Origin of the sequence: Enterobacter sp. T2 (genome assembly GCF_010692925.1) — a bacterium.
Classification (GTDB): Bacteria; Pseudomonadota; Gammaproteobacteria; order Enterobacterales; family Enterobacteriaceae; genus Enterobacter; species Enterobacter kobei.
Window position 1 is genome coordinate 3735699 of record NZ_CP048736.1, and the last position, 21546, is coordinate 3757244.

General features: G+C 59.7%; 19 protein-coding genes. 6 read left to right on the forward strand and 13 right to left on the reverse strand.

The features are described from left to right. Positions 1-60: 60 nt before the first annotated feature. Both srlR and gutQ read left to right on the forward strand, forming a co-directional pair. Positions 61-834: a glucitol operon DNA-binding transcriptional repressor SrlR gene (gene srlR / locus G0034_RS17935; RefSeq protein ID WP_014884990.1), complete on the forward strand. Its 774-nt coding sequence runs from the start codon at positions 61-63 to the stop codon at positions 832-834. Then, positions 827-1792: an arabinose-5-phosphate isomerase GutQ gene (gutQ, locus tag G0034_RS17940; protein WP_014884991.1), complete on the forward strand. Its 966-nt coding sequence runs from the start codon at positions 827-829 to the stop codon at positions 1790-1792. Before srlR ends, gutQ begins: the two co-directional genes overlap by 8 nt. Here gutQ and norR read toward each other — a convergent pair. After that, positions 1789-3303: a nitric oxide reductase transcriptional regulator NorR gene (norR, locus tag G0034_RS17945; RefSeq protein WP_045134081.1), complete on the reverse strand. Its 1515-nt coding sequence runs from the start codon at positions 3301-3303 to the stop codon at positions 1789-1791. The two genes, gutQ and norR, sit on opposite strands and share 4 nt — an antisense overlap. Before the next feature lie 186 nt (positions 3304-3489). On the opposite strand from norR, the gene norV reads away from it, so the two are divergent. Together norV and norW are read left to right on the forward strand one after the other, a co-directional pair. Continuing rightward, positions 3490-4938: an anaerobic nitric oxide reductase flavorubredoxin gene (gene norV, locus G0034_RS17950; protein WP_179121154.1), complete on the forward strand. Its 1449-nt coding sequence runs from the start codon at positions 3490-3492 to the stop codon at positions 4936-4938. Beyond that, positions 4935-6068: an NADH:flavorubredoxin reductase NorW gene (norW, locus tag G0034_RS17955; RefSeq protein ID WP_179121155.1), complete on the forward strand. Its 1134-nt coding sequence runs from the start codon at positions 4935-4937 to the stop codon at positions 6066-6068. The genes norV and norW overlap by 4 nt, the downstream gene beginning before the upstream one ends. A gap of 71 nt (positions 6069-6139) precedes the next feature. Here the strand turns inward: norW and G0034_RS17960 are convergent, their stop codons facing one another. The 4 genes from G0034_RS17960 to G0034_RS17975 all read right to left on the reverse strand — a co-directional run bounded on the left by G0034_RS17960 (position 6140) and on the right by G0034_RS17975 (position 11080). Continuing rightward, positions 6140-7162, reverse strand: coding sequence for a HoxN/HupN/NixA family nickel/cobalt transporter (locus tag G0034_RS17960; RefSeq protein WP_048997132.1), 1023 nt, complete (start codon positions 7160-7162; stop codon positions 6140-6142). Between the two features lies 1 nt (position 7163). Then, on the reverse strand, positions 7164-9380 hold the full coding sequence (gene hypF, locus G0034_RS17965) for a carbamoyltransferase HypF (protein WP_179121156.1): 2217 nt from the start codon (positions 9378-9380) through the stop codon (positions 7164-7166). A 6-nt stretch (positions 9381-9386) separates the two neighbouring features. Continuing rightward, positions 9387-9932: an electron transport protein HydN gene (hydN, locus tag G0034_RS17970; protein WP_008499565.1), complete on the reverse strand. Its 546-nt coding sequence runs from the start codon at positions 9930-9932 to the stop codon at positions 9387-9389. Positions 9933-10066: 134 nt separating this feature from the next. Then, on the reverse strand, positions 10067-11080 hold the full coding sequence (locus G0034_RS17975) for a LacI family DNA-binding transcriptional regulator (RefSeq protein ID WP_179121157.1): 1014 nt from the start codon (positions 11078-11080) through the stop codon (positions 10067-10069). Between the two features lie 214 nt (positions 11081-11294). Between G0034_RS17975 and ascF the strand changes: the two genes are divergently transcribed. Beyond that, on the forward strand, positions 11295-12746 hold the full coding sequence (gene ascF, locus G0034_RS17980; protein ID WP_014884997.1) for a PTS cellobiose/arbutin/salicin transporter subunit IIBC: 1452 nt from the start codon (positions 11295-11297) through the stop codon (positions 12744-12746). An 18-nt stretch (positions 12747-12764) separates the two neighbouring features. Beyond that, the gene (locus G0034_RS17985; RefSeq protein ID WP_023331164.1) at positions 12765-14189 is read left to right on the forward strand and encodes a 6-phospho-beta-glucosidase; all 1425 of its coding nucleotides are present in this window, start codon (positions 12765-12767) and stop codon (positions 14187-14189) included. A gap of 87 nt (positions 14190-14276) precedes the next feature. Here the strand turns inward: G0034_RS17985 and hycI are convergent, their stop codons facing one another. Genes hycI through G0034_RS18025 form a run of 8 tightly spaced genes read right to left on the reverse strand, consistent with a single transcriptional unit; the run spans position 14277 to position 21520 of the window. Beyond that, positions 14277-14732, reverse strand: a complete 456-nt coding sequence (gene hycI / locus G0034_RS17990) for a hydrogenase maturation peptidase HycI (RefSeq protein WP_014884999.1) — start codon at positions 14730-14732, stop codon at positions 14277-14279. Next, positions 14725-15135, reverse strand: a complete 411-nt coding sequence (locus tag G0034_RS17995) for a formate hydrogenlyase maturation HycH family protein (RefSeq protein ID WP_014885000.1) — start codon at positions 15133-15135, stop codon at positions 14725-14727. The genes hycI and G0034_RS17995 overlap by 8 nt, the downstream gene beginning before the upstream one ends. After that, positions 15132-15899, reverse strand: coding sequence for an NADH-quinone oxidoreductase subunit B family protein (locus tag G0034_RS18000; RefSeq protein WP_014885001.1), 768 nt, complete (start codon positions 15897-15899; stop codon positions 15132-15134). Before G0034_RS18000 ends, G0034_RS17995 begins: the two co-directional genes overlap by 4 nt. Beyond that, complete coding sequence (locus tag G0034_RS18005) at positions 15899-16441, reverse strand: formate hydrogenlyase complex iron-sulfur subunit (protein WP_179121158.1); 543 nt, start codon at positions 16439-16441, stop codon at positions 15899-15901. Before G0034_RS18005 ends, G0034_RS18000 begins: the two co-directional genes overlap by 1 nt. Positions 16442-16450: 9 nt before the next feature. Continuing rightward, entirely contained in the window at positions 16451-18160 is a 1710-nt protein-coding gene (hycE, locus tag G0034_RS18010) for a formate hydrogenlyase subunit HycE (RefSeq protein WP_014885003.1), read from the reverse strand. Positions 18161-18175: 15 nt separating this feature from the next. Beyond that, positions 18176-19099 (reverse strand): respiratory chain complex I subunit 1 family protein, encoded by a 924-nt coding sequence (locus tag G0034_RS18015; protein WP_023331167.1) that lies wholly within the window; start codon positions 19097-19099, stop codon positions 18176-18178. A 1-nt stretch (position 19100) separates the two neighbouring features. Continuing rightward, positions 19101-20915 (reverse strand): formate hydrogenlyase subunit 3, encoded by a 1815-nt coding sequence (hycC, locus tag G0034_RS18020; RefSeq protein WP_179121159.1) that lies wholly within the window; start codon positions 20913-20915, stop codon positions 19101-19103. Continuing rightward, positions 20912-21520: a 4Fe-4S dicluster domain-containing protein gene (locus G0034_RS18025; protein WP_023331169.1), complete on the reverse strand. Its 609-nt coding sequence runs from the start codon at positions 21518-21520 to the stop codon at positions 20912-20914. Before G0034_RS18025 ends, hycC begins: the two co-directional genes overlap by 4 nt. Positions 21521-21546 lie beyond the last annotated feature (26 nt).

Sequence of the window (21546 nt, forward strand, 5' to 3'; positions counted from 1 at the left end):
CGTTGTGAAAGCTATAGACTTGCGAAATTATCATTTCGCAACCTAAGGAACGAAGCGCCTATGAAACCACGTCAGCGGCAGGCGGCCATTCTCGAGTATCTGCAAAAGCAGGGGAAATGCTCGGTGGAGGATCTGGCCCACTACTTTGACACCACCGGCACGACAATACGCAAGGACCTGGTATTGCTCGAAAACTCTGGCGCCGTCATCCGAACTTACGGCGGGGTGATGCTGAATAAGGACGAAGCTGACCCGCCTATCGATCACAAAACGCTGATCAATACCCACCAGAAAGCGCTTATTGCCGAGGCTGCCGTTAAATTTATTCACGATGGTGATTCCATCATCCTCGACGCAGGCAGCACCGTCCTGCAAATGATCCCCCTGCTCAGCCGCTTTAACAACATCACGGTGATGACCAACAGCCTGCATATCGTCAACGCCCTGTCGGAATTTGACAGCGAGCAGACTATCCTAATGCCCGGCGGCACCTTTCGCAAAAAATCGGCGTCGTTTCACGGTCAGCTGGCCGAGAACGCTTTCGACCACTTCAGCTTCGATAAGCTGTTTATGGGCACCGACGGCATCGATCTGAACGCAGGCGTCACGACCTTCAATGAGGTATTCAGCGTCAGTAAAGCGATGTGCAACGCCGCACGGGAAGTGATTTTGATGGCAGACTCGTCGAAGTTTGGCCGCAAAAGCCCCAACATTGTCTGTAGCCTTGAAAGCGTTGATAAGCTGATTACCGACGCGGGGATTGATCCGGCGTTCAAAAAGGCGCTGGAAGAGAAAGGTATCGACGTGATCGTAACCGGAGAGAGAGATGAGTGATTTTCTGTTAGAAACGGGCCGCCAGACGCTGATGCTGGAGCTGCAGGAAGCCAGCCGCCTGCCAGAACGTCTGGGCGAGGATTTTGTCCGCGCCGCCAACACGATTATCCACTGCGAAGGCAAAGTGATCGTGGCGGGCATCGGTAAATCCGGCCATATCGGCAAAAAAATTGCCGCGACGCTGGCGAGCACCGGCACCCCGGCCTTCTTCGTGCATCCCGCCGAGGCGCTGCATGGCGATCTGGGGATGATTGAAAGCCGCGATGTGATGCTGTTTATCTCCTACTCCGGTTCGGCCAAAGAGCTGGATCTTATTATTCCGCGCCTGCAGGAGAAATCGGTCGCTCTGCTGGCGATGACCGGCAAATCCCGCTCGCCGCTGGCGCTGGCCGCTAAAGCGACGCTGGATATTTCCGTTGAGCGTGAAGCCTGCCCGATGCACCTTGCCCCGACCTCCAGCACCGTCAACACCCTCATGATGGGTGACGCGCTGGCGATGGCGGTGATGCAGGCGCGCGGATTTAACGAAGAAGATTTTGCCCGTTCGCATCCGGCGGGCGCGCTCGGCGCGCGGCTGCTCAATAAGGTTCATCATCTGATGCGCACTGACGATGCCATTCCCCAGGTCAAGCTCGATACCAGCGTGATGGACGCGATGCTGGAACTGAGCCGCACCGGGCTGGGGCTGGTCGCGGTGTGTGACGACAACGGTAGCGTCCAGGGCGTATTCACTGACGGCGACCTGCGGCGCTGGCTGGTGGGGGGTGGCAAACTGGAAACGAAAGTGTCTGACGCGATGACCAAAGGCGGGCTGACGCTGAATGCCGACAGCCGCGCCATTGAGGCCAAAGAGGTGCTGATGAAGCGCAAAATCACCGCCGCACCGGTGGTGGATGACGCCGGCAAGCTCTGCGGTGCCATCAACCTGCAGGATTTCTACCAGGCGGGGATTATTTAACCCTTCAGCCCAAGACGCTTCGCCAGCCGGTGCAGGTTGGCGACGTCCATCTCCAGCGCCCGCGCGCACGCCGCCCAGCTGCGGTTGTTCTGCTCCAGCGCGCGGGTAATCATCTGACGCTGGAACGCTTCCGTCGCCTCGCGCAGGTTTTCATTTGCATTCTCCGGCACACGCTGAGCCACCGCCTGCACGGCGTCATCGTGCAACGCAAAATGACGCGCGTGGATCACAACCTCATCACCCGCACGCGTCGCACGCGCCAGCACCACCGCACGGTGAATCGCATGCTCGAGCTCCCGCACGTTGCCCGGCCAGCCGTAGCTCAACAGATGCGCCCTTGCCCCCGGGCTGAGTACCACGCGGGAAAGCCCCATTCTGAGACGGCATTGCTCGCAGAAATAGCCCGCCAGCAGAACCACATCTTCTCCGCGCTCGCGCAGCGGCGGCACGGTAAGCGGGAACACGCTCAGACGGTGGAAAAGATCCGCGCGGAAATGCCCGGCCAGCACCGCTTCTCGCAGGTCGCGGTTGGTCGCCGCCAGCACGCGCACGTCCACCCGTAAGCTGCGGTCATCCCCCACGCGCTGGATGTCACCGTACTGCAATACGCGCAGCAGTTTGGCCTGGAGCGAAAGCGAAAGCTCTCCAATCTCATCGAGAAACAGCGTCCCGTTATCGGCCATCTCAAACTTACCGCTGCGGTTACTGATGGCCCCGGTAAATGCCCCTTTGACGTGACCAAACAGCTCGCTTTCCGCCACGCTCTCCGGCAATGCGGCACAGTTAAGGTATACGAGCGGGTTGGCCGCGCGTGGTGAGGCTTCATGAATTGACTTCGCCACCAGCTCTTTACCGGTGCCGGTTTCACCGAAGATCAGCACGTTCAGGTCGGACGCGGCGACAATCTCAATCTCTTTTTTAAGCTGCGCTATGCCCGGCGACAGGCCGATCATCTCCGTGTGCGCCACCGGCTCAAACGCCGACGGGCTGCCGGGAAGAATATTCTGGCTTTCCAGCTGTTCTATCAGCAACGCGTTATTGAGCGCCCCGGAGGCCAGCGCGGCAATCAGCCTTAACTCTTCATCACTGAAGGTGTCGAACTGGTCCGGCGACATGCCGTCGAGGGTTAATGCGCCAATCAGGTGTTGTCCGGCAAACAGCGGCAGACCGATACAGGCGTGCACCTTCAGGCTCTCCTGCCCCGGGATCAGACCGTCGTAGGGATCCGGCAAGTCGCTGTCCGCCGGGAAACGTACCACGTCACCCGCACGGGCAATGGTTTCCAGCCGCGGATGCCCTTCAAGAGTAAACCGCCGCCCGAGAACATCTTTCGCGAGCCCGTCGATAGCCAGCGGAATAAATTGTCTCCCCTCGTAGCGCAACAGCGCCGAGGCATCGCACGCCAGCACGTGACGCAGCGTGGAGATAAGCCGCTGAAAACGGTCCTGATGACCGATACCGGTTTGCAGTTCAATGGCGATCTTCGCCAGCACATCTACGGAAAAACTCATGACTGCCTCGCTGTCATTTTGACAATAAATAGTGTCATATTGACCGTCATCAGGATAGTCATAATGACTACTCATCACGAGGTATAGAAAAAATAATCCATTAAAATCAATAAAATAAAAGTTGGCACGCTATGTGATATAGGCAAATCATCTTATTCAAAAACGCTGTATTACGTTGAGGTTGCTATGTCTATTCTGGTTAAAAATAACATTCATTGGGTGGGTCAACGTGACTGGGAGGTGCGTAATTTCCACGGGACGGAATACAAAACGCTGCGCGGCAGCAGCTACAACAGCTATCTTATCCGTGAAGGCAAAAACGTACTGATCGATACCGTCGATCATAAATTCAGCCGCGAGTTCGTGCAGAACCTGCGCAGCGAAATCGATCTCGACGCAATCGACTACATCATCATCAACCACGCTGAAGAGGATCACGCCGGTGCGTTGACCGAGCTGATGTCGTACATTCCGAATACACCGATCTACTGCACCACCAACGCCATCGACTCGATCAACGGTCATCACCATCATCCGGAATGGAATTTCCACACCGTGAAAACCGGCGACTCGCTGGATATCGGCAACGGCAAACAGCTGATCTTCGTTGAAACCCCGATGCTGCACTGGCCGGACAGCATGATGACCTACATGACCGGCGACGCGGTATTGTTCAGCAACGACGCCTTTGGCCAGCACTACTGTGACGAACGCCTGTTCAATGATGAAGTGGATCAGACCGAACTGTTTGAGCAGTGCCAGCGCTACTACGCCAACATTCTGACCCCGTTCAGCCGTCTGGTGACGCCAAAAATCACCGAGATCCTCGGCTTTAACCTGCCGGTGGACATGATTGCCACCTCCCACGGCGTGGTGTGGCGTGAAAACCCCACCCAGATCGTTGAGCTGTACCTGAAATGGGCGGCGGATTATCAGGAAGACCGCATCACGATTTTCTACGACACCATGTCCAATAACACCCGCATGATGGCGGACGCCATTGCCCAGGGCATCAACGAAGTGGATCCGAACGTGGCGGTGAAAATCTTCAACGTGGCGCGCAGCGATAAAAATGAGATCCTCACCAATGTCTTCCGCTCAAAAGGCGTGCTGGTGGGCACCTCCACGATGAACAACGTGATGATGCCGAAAATTGCTGGCCTGGTGGAAGAGATGACCGGCATGCGTTTTCGCAACAAACGCGCCAGCGCGTTTGGCTCTCACGGCTGGAGCGGCGGCGCGGTAGATCGCCTCTCTACCCGTCTGCAGGATGCAGGTTTTGAGATGTCCCTGAGTCTGAAAGCGAAATGGCGCCCGGATATCGACGCGCTGGAAATTTGCCGTCAGCATGGCCGCGACATTGCCCGTCAGTGGGCGCTCGCACCGCTTCCTGAGGCGTCTGCAAAACCTACCGAACAGCAGGAAGCCTGTGCCTGTGCAGCTGCCGCTGCTGCACACCTCGGCCCACGCATGCAGTGCAGCGTTTGCCAGTGGATATATGACCCGGAACGGGGCGAACCCCTTCAGGACGTTGCCCCGGGCACACCGTGGTGCGACGTGCCGGACACCTTCCTCTGCCCGGAATGTTCCCTCGGTAAAGACGTCTTTGACGAACTGGGTACGGAGGCAAAATGAATCACGGAATCGTCATCATCGGTTCGGGCTTCGCCGCCCGCCAGCTGGTGAAAAATATCCGCAAACAGGACGCTAACGTGCCGGTGACGGTGATCGCCGCCGACAGCATGGATGAGTACAACAAGCCTGATTTAAGCCATGTCATCAGCCAGAATCAGCGCGCCGAAGAACTCACCCGCCAGACGGCGGGGGAGTTCGCGGAACAGTTTAACCTGCGCCTGTTTCCCTACACCTGGGTTACCGATATCGACGCCGCCGCGCACGTCGTGAAGGCGAAAGACAAAATCTGGCAGTACGACAAGCTGGTGCTGGCCACGGGGGCCTCTGCCTTTGTGCCGCCCGTTGAAGGGCGAGAGCTGATGATCACCCTAAACAGCCAGCAGGAGTATCAGGCAAGCGAAACGGGGCTTCGCGATGCGCAACGCGTGATGATCGTCGGCGGTGGGCTGATTGGTACCGAGCTGGCGATGGATTTCTGCCGCGCGGGTAAAACCGTTACCCTGGTTGACCACGCGGCGAGCATTCTGTCGGCGCTGATGCCCGCAGAAGTAAGCAGCCGCTTACAGCATCGACTGACCGACATGGGCGTCCATCTGCTGCTCAAATCGCAGTTACAGAGTCTGAGCAAAACCGCAGGCGGCATTCGTGGGGCGCTCGACCGCAACCGCAGCGTTGAGGTGGATGCGGTGGTTGCCGCGACGGGTCTGCGCCCGGAAACCGCGCTGGCACATCGCGCAGGCGCCGAAACAGACCGCGGCGTAAAGGTCGACAGCTACCTGCAAACCTCACAGCCGGACATTTATGCCCTGGGCGACTGCGCGGAAATTAATGGCCGGGTGCTGCCGTTTCTGCAACCGATCCAGTTGAGCGCCATGGTCCTGGCGAAAAACCTGATCGGCGTCAGCGCGCCGCTAAAGCTTCCGCCGATGCTGGTGAAGGTGAAAACGCCGGACCTGCCGCTGCACCTTGCGGGAGAAACGCAGCGACAGGATCTGAACTGGCAAATCGCCATTGAATCACAGGGGATAGTGGCGCGCGGCATCGACGCAGATGACCAACTGCGCGCCTTTGTGGTGAGCGAAGAGAGAATGAAGGAGGCGTTCGCGCTGCTGAAATCGCTACCTGCTTAACCGTCGTATTGCCGGGTGGCGCTGCGCTTACCCGGCCTACAAAACAACAAAAAGAGAGTTGAGGCAAAAATTCAGGAGCGCACCACCAGCGCATCGTAGCCGCGCCAGCGGTAGTTGGCCATGGAGATCAGCCAGCAGGCGACAAACAGCCCGACCACCACAAATCCGGCGTTGCCGAGGTTATCGTTCACCGCGCCCACCACATCCCAGACGCCGCCGCTAAGGGCAAATTTATCCATCAGCAGACCCAGCGCTTCCAGCCCACCAATGAACAGCGCCACCACCACGGAGGTACCCGTAATGGTCATGTTGTAGTAGAGCTTGCGCTGCGGTTTGTTAAACGCCCAGCCGTAGGCACCGACCATCAGCAAATTGTCGAGGGTATCCACCAGCGCCATACCGCTGGCGAAGAGCGCCGGGAAGATCATGATTGACCACACCGACATCCCGCTGGAGGCGCTGGCGGCAGAAATCCCCAGCACGCCAATTTCAGTGGCGGTATCAAACCCGAGACCAAACAGGAAGCCCACCAGGTACATCTGCCAGCTTTTATTGACGAGGCGGAAGGTTTTGCCAAACAGCCAGCTCATCACCCCACCCTGGGCGGGAAGCTCCACGTCGCTGCGGGCCGCATGCCCCTTTTTCAGCGCCTGGAAACTGCACCATACGCCGCGCAAAATCACCATATTCACCAGCGCCATCGCCAGCAGGAAGGTGGCGGAAACGGCGGTGCCAATCAGGCTCCCGGTCTCGTGGAACCATGCCATATTTTTCTGAAACGCCGTGGCGGTGGCGGCGATAGCGATGGAAGCCAGAACCACGATGGTGGAGTGCCCCAGCGAGAACCACGCCCCCACGCCGGACGGGCGTTTGCCCTGCTGCATCATCTTACGCGTCACGGTATCAATGGCAGCAATGTGGTCGGCATCCACCGCATGACGCAGCCCGTAACACCAGGCCAGCAGGCTTGCCGCCATCAGAGCCGTACTGCCGCTGAAGGTGTGCCATGCCCAGCCCCAGGCCAGCAGGTTTGCCATTACCAGTGCCAGCAGCAGAAGCGCGGCGCGAGGTTCATTGCGTAACAGTCGTAACATTTTAAATCCTTTGTGAACATGACCGGGCAGCGGCGACCACCGCCTGCCCGAAGGAGATCGCTCCGTCACCTGCAGGCAGGCGCGAAGGAAAAAGAAGCGTAAAGTCAGAAAGATAATGCCGCAGGCGCGCGCGCAGCAGGCGGTTATGTAACACACCGCCACTGAGGCAGATTGTTGAAAGCGATAAGCGTCGGGCATGGGATGCGGCATGCTCCGACAGCCCTCTGGCCAGCGCATCGTGAAACGCCCACGCGCGCTCGCAGGGCTCCGCCTGCCAGGCAAGCCACTGTTGCCAGAAAAGTGCAAGGTCGTCCACCGACAGCGTAACCGGGTGTTTCACACCGTTGCACCGTGCCGCCAGCGCCTCCAGCCTGCAGGCCGCTTCGCCTTCGTAGCGCTGCGTATCGATGCCCAGCGCACAGGCAACCGCATCAAACAGGCGTCCACAGGACGAGGCCCGCGGCGCGTTGATGCCACGCTGGATCGCCGTCGCCAGTAGCGGCCAGTTCTGGCCCTGCACTGCCCGCGTTTCCGGGAACTGCTGCCAGTCAGGCACAAAGGCCAGGCAGTGGGCGAGCAAATTGCGCCACGGCTGTTTCGCTGCCAGATCGCCCCCCGGCAGCGCAACGGCAGGCAGGCCACCCAAATGTTCGCAGTCGACATAGTTCACCCGCAGGCACTCTCCGCCCCACAGCGCGCCGTTCTCGCCCATGCCGATCCCGTCCAGCGTCAGGGCGATAACGTCCCCACCGCCGAGCGGCCAGCCATTTTCAGCCAGACACGCCGCCGCATGGGCATGATGATGCAGCACGGTTTCAACGGGCAGCGCCTGCTCCAGCGCCCACTGACGGGCGTGATACGCCGGATGGGCATCGCACACGACACGCGCGGGCTTAAAGGCATAAACCTGTTGCATCATTGCCAGCGCCGAACGCCACTGTGCGTCGACCCCCTCGTCACTGAGATCGCCAAAATGCGGGCTCAACACAGCCTGATTTCCGCGCACCAGGCAGAAGGTATTTTTCATCTCTGCCCCGGTTGACAATATGGCAGGGATATCGTCAAACCCGGCGGGTAACGTGATGGCATCCGGCACAAAACCGCGCGCGCGACGCAGCATCGCGCCATCCCGATCCACCACCGAATCATCCATCCGTTGCAGAATATCGCGGTTGTGCAGCAGGAAGCCGTCAGCCATGTCGCGGAGCGCATCCAGCGCTTCCTGATTCGTCATCGCAGGCGGGTGGCCGCTGAGGTTACCGGAGGTCATCACCAGCGGACGCTGGCAGTCCATCATCAGTAAATGCTGAATCGGATTCGCAGGCAGCATCACGCCGACACAATCTAGCCCCGGCGCAATGGCCTCAGGCAGCGCGGGAAGCGAGGCTTTGGGCGTCAACACAATGGGCGCAGCAGGAGAGCGTAGCAGGGTCTGCATCGCCTCCGGCAGGTCATCCGCATCGGGGATCATCACCGCCAGCGGCTTCGTCGGGCGCTGTTTGCGTGCCCGTAGCGTCGCCACCGCCTGCGGGTTAAGCGCGTCGCAGGCAAGGTGAAAGCCTCCCAGCCCCTTGATGGCGACAATACCGCCGCTTTTTAGCTTCTCCACTGCGGCGCGTAATGCCGGTTCGCGCGTGGCGACGCTGTCCCCGGCTCGCCACATCAGCGCTGGACCGCAGTCCGGGCAGGCCACCGGCTGAGCGTGGAAACGCCGATCGGCCGGGTTGCGATACTCGGTTTCACACGGTGCGCACAGCGGGAAGTCGGCCATTGACGTGGCCGGGCGATCGTAGGGCATGGCGCGGATGATGGTGAAGCGCGGGCCGCAATGGGTACAGTTGATAAACGGGTAACGATAACGGCGCTCGCGGGGATCGCGCATCTCCGCCAGGCACGCCGGACAGGTGGCGGCATCCGGCACGATTTGCGTGTCCATCGCCCCGCTCTCGCTCTGGCGGATGGTAAAATCCGTCGGCAGAGCGGACCAGCTAAAGGGCTGCGTGTCTACGTCGTCAATCCGCGCCAGCGGTGGGCAGTCCTGGCGCAGCCTCGCGGTAAAGTCCCCCCCATTACCCGCGAGACGCACCAGGACACCCTCTCCGTCGTTACAGACGTCGCCCGTCAGCATCATCTGGTGTGCCAGCTGCCAGACAAAGGGACGAAACCCTACGCCCTGCACTTTGCCACGCACCCGAAGCTGTACGCCGTTAACGCGCATTGCGACTTAAAACAGCAGCGATGACGAGGTGTCAAACGCTGCGCGACGGCGTTTTTCTGCGCTCATCTGCTCGAGCTTGTCGCGATCCACGCAGACCAGCGCGTGGGTCGGGCAGGCTTCCATACAGGCCGGGCCAGCTTCGCGGTGGTAGCAAAGGTCGCATTTGTTGGCCTCGGCTTTCTCCGCCCGCACGCTCAGGCCCATACCGCTATTGCGTACTACCGGACGGACAACCACTTCCATCGCGCCATACGGGCAGGCGACCACGCAGGTTTTACAGCCAATGCAGCGCTCCTGCATCACATGCACAAAGCCCTTCTCGCGTTTAATCGCCCCGTTCGGGCAGACGTTCGCGCACGGTGCGTCTTCGCACTGGCGACAAATAGCGGCGGTGGAAATATTCACGCCTTTAATGACGTGGATGCGTGGCAAAAACGTGTCGGGGGTAAGTGATGCGCAATCCTGCTCCGCCTGATGGGAAACCACGCACGCCACTTCACAGGTACGGCAACCAATGCACTTACTGGCATCGGCCATAATAAAACGGTTCATCTGCTTCTCCAGCATTACAGTTATGCGCGGAGCTATTCATAAACCGTGCCAATTATTAACCAATTGATTTTAAATGACTTTAAAAATCACAGTCGCGCTGTCATCGTCACTTATGACGATGACAGCTGTCGACATCAGCAGTGGGGGCCGTCAGTCACGGAGTCGCGCAGGATAAGCTCGCCGGAGAACGTTTGCTGATATTTGAATTCACCGCCGTCGAGCATGAAAATCAGACGACTGATGGTTTCCTGGATCATCTCCGTGACCGGAATACCCACGCTGGAGAGCGAAGGCACAATGTACGGCGCTATCGCCACGTCGTCGAAGCCGATGACTGACACCGCGTCCGGCGTGGCAACGCCGCTCTCGTGCAGCTGTTTAATGGCGCCAATCGCCATGTCGTCATTGCTCGCCACCAGCGCCGTAAAGCGTTCGCCGCGTGCGAGCAGTTCGGATACCGCCGCCGCGCCGCTGGCCGGGTTCCACTTCCCTTCGGCGATAAGCTCGTCGCGCAAGGCAATACCGTGCTGCGTCAGCGCATCTTTGTAACCGGACAGTCGCTCAACGCCGGTCGGGGAATCCAGCGAACCGGTGATAAACGCAATCTCCCGGTGCCCTTTTGCAATCAGCTGCGACACCGCGTCCTGACAGGAAGCTTTATGATCGGACCAGACGCTGTGGCTGCTGTTTTTCCGCAGGCGGCGGTTGAGCACCATAATCGGCTGCTCACACTTCTCGACGATCGCATCCAGTTCATCCACGTTCAAAAAGCGCGGGTAGATGATCACCGCGTCGCAGCGCATATCGAGCAGATACTGGATCGCCTCGCGCTCTTCATCCGCGCTGTGCTTGCCGTCCGCGAGGATCAACTGCCGCCCTTTCTCTTCCGTCATTCGTGCGGCATGAAACAGCAGTTCGCTAAAGTAGACGCCGTGATAAAGGGTATTCGTCACCACCAGCCCCAGGGTCTGGGTACGTTTGGTCGCCAGGTTTCGCGCCAGTAAATTCGGGCGATAACCGCTCTCTTCAATGGCCTGAAAAACCCGGTCTTTGGTCTCCTGGCTGACATAGCCATTTCCCGACAGCACGCGGGATACCGTCGCTTTCGAAACGCCTGCCCGCTTCGCCACTTCAAGCATCGTGGTCATGTTGTTATTCCATCTGAATCTGATGAAGCGCAGTGTACTGCACTGCAGAAAAATTGTCGCAGCGGCGAAATCACGCTTTCGCTACCGACCAGTGATCATCATCACGAATTGAAAAAATGACCAAAAAGCGATCTTGTTTCACTCAAAGAAACTCATGATGATTATGTGGAACCGGTTTCCTACATTTCACACAACGATAACAGGATCACATCCGATGGCCAAAAATTACGCTGCGCTGGCGAACGACGTTATCAGCGCGCTGGGCGGCAAAGAGAACATCGTCGCCGTCACCCACTGCATGACGCGACTGCGTTTCGTTCTGAAAGACGAAACCCTCACCGACGCCGCGCGCCTGAAAAGCATCAGCGGCGTGCTTGGCGTAGTGCGTAACGACAACCAGTGCCAGGTGATCATTGGCAACACGGTTTCTCAGGCCTACCGCGAAGTGGTAAGCCTGCTGCCCGTTGACCTGCAGCCCGCGGTGCCGGAAGGCCCGCAGAAGCTGACGTTACGCCGCATTGGTGCCGGGATCCTCGACGCGCTGATCGGCACCATGTCGCCGCTGATCCCCGCGATCATCGGCGGTTCGATGGTCAAGCTGCTGGCGATGATCCTTGAGATGACCGGCGTGCTGCCAAAGGGCGCGCCAACGCTTACCATTCTGACGGTGATTGGCGACGGGGCATTCTTCTTCCTGCCGCTGATGGTGGCCGCCTCGGCGGCAGTGAAATTCAAAACCAATATGTCGCTGGCGATCGCCATTGCGGGCGTGCTGGTGCACCCGAGCTTTATCGAGCTGATGGCGAAAGCCGCGCAGGGCGAGCATGTTGAGTTCGCCTTTATCCCGGTGACGGCGGTGAAATACACCTACACCGTTATCCCCGCGCTGGTGATGACCTGGTGCCTGTCTTACATCGAACGCTGGGTCGATCGCATTACCCCGGCGGTGACAAAAAACTTCCTCAAGCCGATGCTGATCGTCCTGATTGCCGCCCCGCTCGCCATCGTGCTGATTGGGCCGCTCGGGATCTGGATCGGGAGCGCTATCTCCGCACTGGTTTACACCATTCACGGCTATCTGGGCTGGCTCTCCGTCGCCATCATGGGCGCACTCTGGCCGCTGCTGGTCATGACGGGGATGCACCGCGTCTTTACGCCAACCATCATTCAGACCATTGCCGAAACGGGTAAAGAAGGGATGGTCATGCCGTCAGAAATCGGCGCCAACCTGTCGCTCGGCGGTTCGTCTTTAGCGGTGGCATGGAAAACCAAAAACCCGGAACTGCGCCAGACGGCGCTGGCTGCGGCGGCTTCTGCCATCATGGCGGGGATCTCTGAACCGGCACTGTACGGTGTGGCGGTACGTCTCAAGCGTCCGCTGATTGCAAGCCTGATCAGCGGCTTTATCTGCGGCGCGGTGGCCGGCATCGCGGGTCTTGCCAGCCACTCCATGGCGGCGCCGGGGCTGTTTACCAGCGTGCAATTCTTCGACCCGGCCAACCCGATGACCATCGTCTGGGTATTCGGCGTGATGGCGCTGGCAGTTGTGCTGTCGTTTGTTCTGACCCTGCTGTTAGGGTTTGAGGATATCCCGGTCGAAGACGAGGCCGAAAAAGCGCGCGCTCTGCAGACCGCGCCGGTACAGAACAACGCAGCAAAAGCATAAATTGAAAGCGAGGTAAGAATGTCTGTTTTTCCACAAGGATTTTTATGGGGCGGCGCGCTTGCCGCTAACCAGAGTGAAGGTGCTTACCGTGAAGGCGGCAAAGGACTGACGACGGTCGATATGATCCCCCACGGCGCCAATCGTCTGGCGGTGAAGCTCGGCAAGGAAAAGCGTTTTTCGCTGCGTGACGACGAGTTTTACCCGAGCCACGAGGCGATTGATTTTTACCATCGCTATAAAGAAGACATCGCCCTGATGGCGGAAATGGGCTTTACGGTATTCCGCACCTCGATTGCCTGGAGCCGCCTCTACCCGAACGGTGACGAACCGCTGCCGAACAAAGAGGGCATAGCCTTTTACCGAGCGGTATTTGAGGAGTGCAAAAAGTACAACATCGAGCCGCTGGTGACGCTCTGCCACTTCGACGTGCCGATGCACCTTGTGACGGAATACGGCTCCTGGCGCAACCGCAAGATGGTCGACTTCTTCGCCCGCTACGCCCGCACCTGCTTTGAGGCGTTTAACGGGCTGGTAAAATACTGGCTGACTTTCAACGAAATCAACATCATGCTGCACAGCCCGTTCTCCGGTGCCGGGCTGGTGTTTGAGGAAGGTGAAAACGAAGATCAGGTAAAATATCAGGCCGCGCACCACGAGCTGGTGGCGAGCGCGCTGGCAACCAAAATCGCCCACGAGGTGAACCCGGAAAATCAGGTGGGCTGCATGCTGGCGGGCGGTAACTTCTATCCGTACTCCTGCAAACCGGAAGACGTGTGGATGGCGCTGGAGAAAGACCGCGAGAACCTGTTCTTTATCGACGTGCAGGCACGCGGCCGCTATCCGGCCTACTCCGCTCGCGTGTTCCGTGAGAAAGGCGTGGTCATTGTCAAAGACCCCGGCGATGACGAGCTGCTGAAAAACACCGTCGATTTTGTCTCGTTCAGCTATTACGCCTCGCGCTGCGCGTCGGCGGATATGAACGCGGGCAACACCAGCGCGGCAAACATCGTGAAGTCCTTGCGTAACCCGCACATTCAGGTGAGCGAATGGGGCTGGGGCATTGACCCGCTTGGCCTGCGCATTACCATGAACATGATGTACGACCGCTACCAAAAGCCGCTGTTCCTGGTGGAAAACGGCCTGGGTGCGAAAGATGTCATTGATGAAAACGGCGAGATTAACGACGACTACCGCATCAGCTATCTGCGCGAGCATATCCGTGCGATGGGTGATGCGATTGAGGACGGCGTGCCGCTGATGGGCTACACCACCTGGGGCTGTATCGACCTGGTTTCAGCGTCTACCGGCGAAATGAGCAAACGCTACGGGTTCGTGTACGTTGACCGCGACGATGCGGGGAACGGCACGCTGGACCGAAAGCGCAAGAAATCGTTCTGGTGGTATAAGAAGGTGATTGCGAGTAACGGGGGCGATCTCGAGTAGCCTGTTGCCCTCACCCCGGCCCTCTTCCACAGGGAGAGGGAACGGGTTTGGTAGGCCGGGTAAGGCGAAGCCGCCACCCGGCACTGCTCAGAGCGGAGAAAACCCCCCGTCCCCAACCCACCCTTCAAGCCGTGAATAAACCACTTCCACCGCCTCTTTTACCGGCGGCGTCATCGGGTAATAAAACCCAACAATGTCCGGCTGAATCCCCAGGAACAGCACCTCGCCCACGTCGTCCTTGATCTGATCCACGAGGTAATTCAGCGGCATATTGTGGGTCGTCATCATAAACATCCCGGCAATGTCGTCCGGGTCAATGAGTCGGATCTCACCGGGGTTGAGCCCCATATCGGTAGCATCGACAATCAGCAGCCTCTCCGGGCGCAGCTCGCGGATGGCGACCACGTCATTTTCTGGCGCGCTACCGCCGTCAATCACCACCCAGTTGCCCTGCGGGTTCGCGGCGCACATCTCTGCCAGCAGCGGGCCCGCGCCGTCGTCGCCCATCATGCTGTTGCCGACACACAGTAAAACGTCAGTCACGTAATCTCCTCACCATCAGGTAGATGGCACTCTCCTGATGAATATCATGCAGCATGCCGAGCAACGTTTTGCTCCACGCCTGCTGTTCGGCGGATTGCCTGCTCAGCGCCGCATCAAAGGCGTTGGCGAGCATCGCAATGTGGTTGGCATCGATGACGATCTCACCGTACTTTGGCACGCCTTCCATTTTACGCCGCGCCGTGCTGCCCTCCTCCAGCGTGGCGATCCACGCCAGGTACTCAGGCCAGGGGCAGCTCAGCGCGGCCTCCAGACAGTCAATCACCCCGAGGTGATGCCCAATCGCCAGGCTGTAATAGACCACCTGCTGCGCCGCATCCGGCGTGGCATCGTTCTCATCAATAAACTTACGGCTCAGTTGACTGAACACCACCGTTTCACTCATCGGATACGCGCCTCGTCCACAATGCTGTTCAGGTTCGCCACAATCTCATTCAGACGCGGATCGTTTTCCGCCTCCAGCCAGCGGGCTACCTGCTGCTCGCCCTGACTCAGCAAACGCAGATAATCGTCGGCAATCTGACGACCATAACGGTAGCCCGCCAGCCTGCGCGCCGTGCGGTCGACCTTCACCCGCAGCGGCTGCACCATATCCGGATGGAGGAGCATCGCGGGCTGGTTGTCGAGCTCGCCCGGTTCACGGGCGTGGATTTTCTGCTCCAGCAGGCCAAGCGCCATCGCAAAACCGTACAGCGTGGCGGCAGGCGTCGGCGGGCAGCCCGGAATGTAAACATCCACCGGTACGATTTTGTCGGTGCCGCCCCAGACGCAGTAGAGATCGTGGAAAATGCCGCCGCTGTTGCCGCAGGCACCGTAGGAGATGCAGATTTTCGGGTCTGGCGCAGACTGCCAGGCACGCAGCGCGGGCGAACGCATGGCACGGGTGACCGCCCCGGTAAACAGCAGAATATCCGCATGGCGCGGAGACGGCACCACTTTGATACCGAAGCGTTCAGCGTCAAACAGCGGCGACAGCGTAGCGAAGATCTCGATCTCGCAGCCGTTACAGCCGCCGCAGTCCACGCGGTAGACGTAGGCAGAACGTTTGATTTTTTTCAGCAGCGACGCCTTCATGCTGGCAATGGATTCCTCCACCGTCATTGGCACCGGCATGCCATTGTCGTCGCGCGGGCCGAGTAAGTGTTCCATCAGCTGGTCTCTCTCATATGGCGGGTGATATCAATCCGGTCGGACGGCAGCAGGCATTTCTGACGCTTACACTCCGGGCAGGTTTCAAAACTTTCACGGTGATGCTCCGCCCGGACGTCACCGTTGTGCTGCAGCAGCGCGATGGCATAGTCGATCTCTTTTTGCACGGCGAACGGACGCTTGCAGACGCGGCAGTGACACAGCGCGAAACGCGACTGCTGGAGGAAATCGGCTTTCTTCCACACTGCCAGCTCGTACTCCTGCGACAGGCGAATGGCGACCGTCGGGCAAACTTCCTCGCAGCGGCCGCAGAAAATGCAGCGTCCGAGGTTAAACTGCCAGGCCAGTTCGCCGGTTTTGAGATCCGTTTCCACCGTCAGGGCATTCGACGGGCAGGCATTGACGCAGGCCGCGCAGCCTATGCACTGCTGCGGATTGTGCTCCGGCTTGCCGCGAAAGTTTTTATCGACCGGCATCGGCTCCAGCGGATAACGGCTGGTCTGCGTGCCGGTTGTGATCACTTTTTTGATAAAGGTAAACATGACGAGTCCTTATTTCAGCGGCGAGTTCTTACGCTCGATGCTGTAGCGCTCAAGCTCTTTGTACGGCACCACCTGACTTTTCTTCTTGCGCACGTCCACCACGGTCATGCGGTCGGTGCAGGAGTAGCACGGGTCGAGGCTACCGATGATCAGCGGCGCATCGGAGACCGTATTGCCGCGCAGCATGTAGCGCAGCGTTGGCCAGTTGGCGTAGGTCGCCGCACGGCAGCGCCAGCGGTAGAGCTTCTGGTTGTCGCCAGTCATGCTCCAGTGGATATCGTCCCCGCGCGGCGCTTCTGCAAAGCCGAGCGCGAAGCGGTTCGGGATGTAGGTAAAGCCCTCCACCATCAGCGGACCGCCCGGCAGGTTATCGAGGCCGAAGTCGATCATGTTCAGGGCAGTGAACACCTCGTTAATGCGGACTTTCAGACGTGAGATGACGTCGCAGCCCTGCTCGCTGTGCACGGTCATGGGCAGCAGGCCGTAGCCGACGAACGGGTGATCGGCGCGGGTGTCGCGGGCGTGGCCGCTGGCGCGCACCATCGGGCCGACGTTGCTGAAGTCGCGGGCAATTTCCGGATCAAGACGGCCAATCCCTACGGTGCGCTGCTCGATGTTTGGCGTGCTGAGCAGCATATCCACCAGCTCCTGCACGTCCCGGCGCATCTGCTGCGCCAGCTGACGGGTCTGGATCATGTCATCTTTCAGCAGGTCGCGGCGGATCCCGCCGATCAGGTTCAGCCCGTAGGTTTTACGCGCCCCGGTGAGGATCTCCGCCATCTTCATCGACGCCTCACGCACGCGGAAGAACTGCATAAACCCGGAGTCAAAACCGACGAAGTGGCAGGCCAGGCCAAGGTTTAGCAGGTGCGAGTGCAGACGTTCCACCTCCAGCAGAATGGCGCGGATCATCTGCGCACGTTCCGGCACCACGATCCCCATGCCGTTCTCTACCGACGTGGTGTAAGCGGTGCTGTGGGCAAAGCCGCAGATGCCGCACACGCGGTCAGAAAGGAACGTCACTTCGTTGTAGCCCATGCGGGTTTCCGCCAGCTTTTCCATGCCGCGATGGACGTAGAACAGGCGGTAGTCGGCGTCGATAATGTTTTCGCCGTCGACGAACAGGCGAAAGTGGCCCGGTTCGTCGGAGGTGACGTGCAGCGGGCCAATCGGCACCACGTTGTTCTTTTTACTGCCCAGCTCGTTAATGAACTCGTAGGTTTCGCTGTCGGTGGTCGGCGCCGGGCGCTGGCGGTAGTCCATGCTGTCTTTACGCAGCGGATAGAGTTCATCCGGCCAGTCGTCCGGCAGTACCAGGCGGCGCTCGTCCGGCAGGCCGACCGGCACCAGGCCGTACATGTCGCGCACTTCGCGTTCGCCCCAGACGGCAGCAGGCACCCGCGGCGTAACGGACGGATATTCCGGCTTATTCGGATCGACTTCAACGCGCACGGTCAGCCAGCACTTCTCGCCCTGCTCCATCGACATCACGTAGTATACGGCGTAATTGCCGCACAGCTGGCGCTCGTCGTTACCGAACAGCACCGACAGCCAGCCGCCCTGCTGGTAGTAAAGAAACTCCACCACCTCCGGCAGGTAGTTCACCTTTATGGTGACGGTGATCTGGTCTTTGGTTTGCCAGGACTCTTCCAGCACCACGCCGGGGAAAGCCTGGTGCAACGCGGCGAGATACTGCTGACCTTTCTTTTCTTCAGACATAAACACTCTCTTTAATCACGCCACCAGCAAGGAGACGAACGCTAAAAATGCAAAGCCAAAACCGGCCCAGGTGATGCGCGAGGTCGCCACAAAACGCAGACGCGCCATGCTGTTCTCGAACAGCGCAATCACCAGCACGCCGATAAGCAGCTTGATTGCAGCAACCACGACGGCCAGCACCAGGCCGCCCGCGGAAAAGTGCGTCATCTGCCCCCACGGGAAGAAGACGCCGACAAACATCTGCAACACCACCAGCTGCTTGAGGCTGATCCCCCACTTCAGTACCGCAAAGCCGTAGCCGCTGTATTCGGTGAGTGGCCCCTCCTGTAATTCCTGCTCGGCTTCCGCGAGATCGAACGGCAGTTTGCCCATTTCAATAAACGTGGCGAACGCGCAGGCGCAGAGTGCCAGGACCAGCGGAATGGAGCGGCTTACCGGCCAGTGATAAACGGTATGGGTGATAAAGCTGATATGGGTGGAGCCTGCGACCTGCGCGGCGACCCACAGCCCCAGCAGCAGGATCGGCTCAACCAGCACACCCAGCATCGCCTCGCGGCTGGCACCGAGGCCGGTAAACGGACTCCCGGTGTCCAGACCCGCAATCGCAAAGAAGAAACGGGCGATGGCGAAGAGGTAGATAAGCGTGATCAGATCGCCGAGCGCAGGCAGCGGTGAGCCCACCGTGACGACGGGCAGCGCGGTGGCGATGGTGAGCATCACGCCAACCATCACAAACGGCGTCAGGCGAAAGACCCAGCCTGCGGCATCGGGCGCCACGCTCTGGCGAGAGAGCAGCTTGAAGAGATCGCGGTACTCCTGGAGCACGCCAGGCCCGCGACGGTTGTGCATCCGGGCGCGCGCCACGCGCGTGATGCCCGAGAGCAGCGGCGCAACGGCAAACAGCACCAGCGCCTGAAGAATTGCCAGTAACAGACTCATGTCAGGCTCCTCGTGAAATCACAATGACCACCAGCACCGACAGCTCAATCAGCGCCAGACGGCGGAACAGTGCGGGCGCGGCAGCACTCTGCCAGCCCGGAACCCAACCCTGCGGGTTGAGCCAGTGGCGCAGCTTCAGCACGGCGGCGAAGTTCTCTTTTACCGGCATGGCGAAACCGTGGGCGGTGATGACCATTGACCGCTCGTGTTCGTAGCCGCAGGCCCAGGCTGCGCCGCGCGCACGGGAGGCGAGTCGATCGCGTTTAAAGAACAGCATCAGCACGAACGGCAGTAGCGGAGAGGCAATCAGCAGCAGGGCTATCATCGGTTGGGAAACGGTGGTTTGTGCCGTCTCAAGCGGCAACGGAATAGCGTTTCCTAGCAGCGGCAGCAGCCACGGCGCGGCAACCCCACCCGCGATGCAGCACAGCGCCAGCGCAACCACGCTGGTGGCCATCAATACCGGTGCACAGCAGGCATTTTCAGCCTCACGCGTGCGCGGTGCGCTAAGGAAGGTAACGCCGTAGACTTTCGCCATACACATCACCGCCAGCGCCCCGGTAATCGCCAGGCCGACCGCCAACAGCGGCCCCAGCAAACGGCCGATAAACGCATCGCTCTGACCGAGCGCGAAGAAAGACTGGTAGATCACCCACTCGCCGGCAAAACCGTTCAGTGGCGGCAGCGCGGCCATCGCCATCAGCCCCACCAGCATCGCCAGGGAAATCACCGGCATCTTTTTGCCAATGCCGCCGAGCTTTTCGATATCCCGATGACCGGTGCGGAACCAGACGCTGCCCGCGCCGAGGAACAGGGTGCTTTTAAACAGGCTGTGGTTGACGAGGTGATACAGACCACCGATAAATCCGGCGGCAATCAAGGCGGGCTGATTCAGCGCCAGACCGGTGACGCCCGCGCCAAGACCGAGCAGGATAATGCCGATATTTTCGAGCGTGTGGTACGCCAGCAAACGCTGGATGTTGTGCTCCATCAGCGCGTACAGGCCACCCACGAACGCGGTGATCATCCCGGCCAGCAGCAGCACGACACCCCACCACAGCGGCGGTTGCCCGCTGGTCAGCGTGAGTACCAAAATCCCGAATAAACCCACTTTCATCACCACCACAGAGAACAGCGCGGCGGCGGGCGCGGAGGCATTGGCATGCGCCTGCGGCACCCAGCCGTGCAGCGGGATGATCCCGGCGAGCAGGCCAAAGCCCACAACGCCCAGCAGCCAGACGTCATTCCCCAGCGGATGGCCGTTGAGCGCAGAGAAATCCAGCGTGCCAAAGCGTTGCCACACCAGCCAGCTGGCCAGCGCCAGCAGCAGCGTGCCGAGGCGACCGAGGGCAAACCATAGCTTGCCGGAGGCGCTACAGCCCGTCAGGAACACGCCGCACAGGGCCATAATTTCGGCCATCACCACCAGCGCGCCAAGATTGCTGGCGATAACGGTGCAGACCGCCGTCGCCATGAGCAGGTTTACCAGCAGACCATTAGCTCTGGTGTGCTGGTGGCGGTGCCAGTCGATATTGAACAGGCTGACAAACAGCCCGCACACACCGAACGTCACCAGCCAGATGGCATTCAGCGGCGTAATCTCAACGCTGTGACGAATCAGCGGCATCACGGCCTCTGGGGATTGCCCCCCCAGCAAAACGACACCGCCTGCCGCGAGCGTCATCAGGCTGCCGAGCGCCCCGCCGATACCGGCTATCCAGCCGCTCAGGATTTTATGGAAAGAGAAGAGCAGCGCCAGCACGGCGGCGGCCGCAAAGTACGCTACGGCGCTGTTAATCATGTCTATCGCGTTCATTTCGCCCCCTCGTTAAGCGCCTGCAGAAGCGAAAGATCGCCGACGTCGGTATTAATGGTCAGCTCGCGCTTGCGTTTGCTGGTACGGGCGATATCGCGGATGTTAACCAGAATGAGCGCCTTGGTCGGACAGGTCCGCACGCAGGCCGGTCCCTGTTCATCAAAGCTGCACAGGTCACACTTCACCGCCACGGCGCGGATGCCGGGAACCCAGTCCAGTAGCGTACTTACGCGTGCCGGAGCCGGTGGCGCGGGCGGCGCTTTCGGGGAGTTGGCATTGGCCGGAATGTGCAGCGGACGGCTGCCGGAAAATTCAATGGCGCCGAACGGGCAGGCAATGCCGCACAGCTTGCAGCTGACGCACAGGCTTTCGTTCAGCTGGACCGCGCCATCAACGCGGGTGATGGCATTCACCGGACAAACACCCGCGCAGGGGGCATCTTCACAGTGGTGGCAGAGCTGCGGAGCAGACTCTTTTTCATTACGCATGACGCGAAGGCGCGGCATGGACTGCAGCCCGTGCAGGCGGTGGGTTTCCGAACACGCCGCCTCACAGGTTCGACAGCCAATACAGACCGTCGAGTCAGCAATTACAAAACGGTTCACCGGGCAATCCTCAGGTGATGGTCATT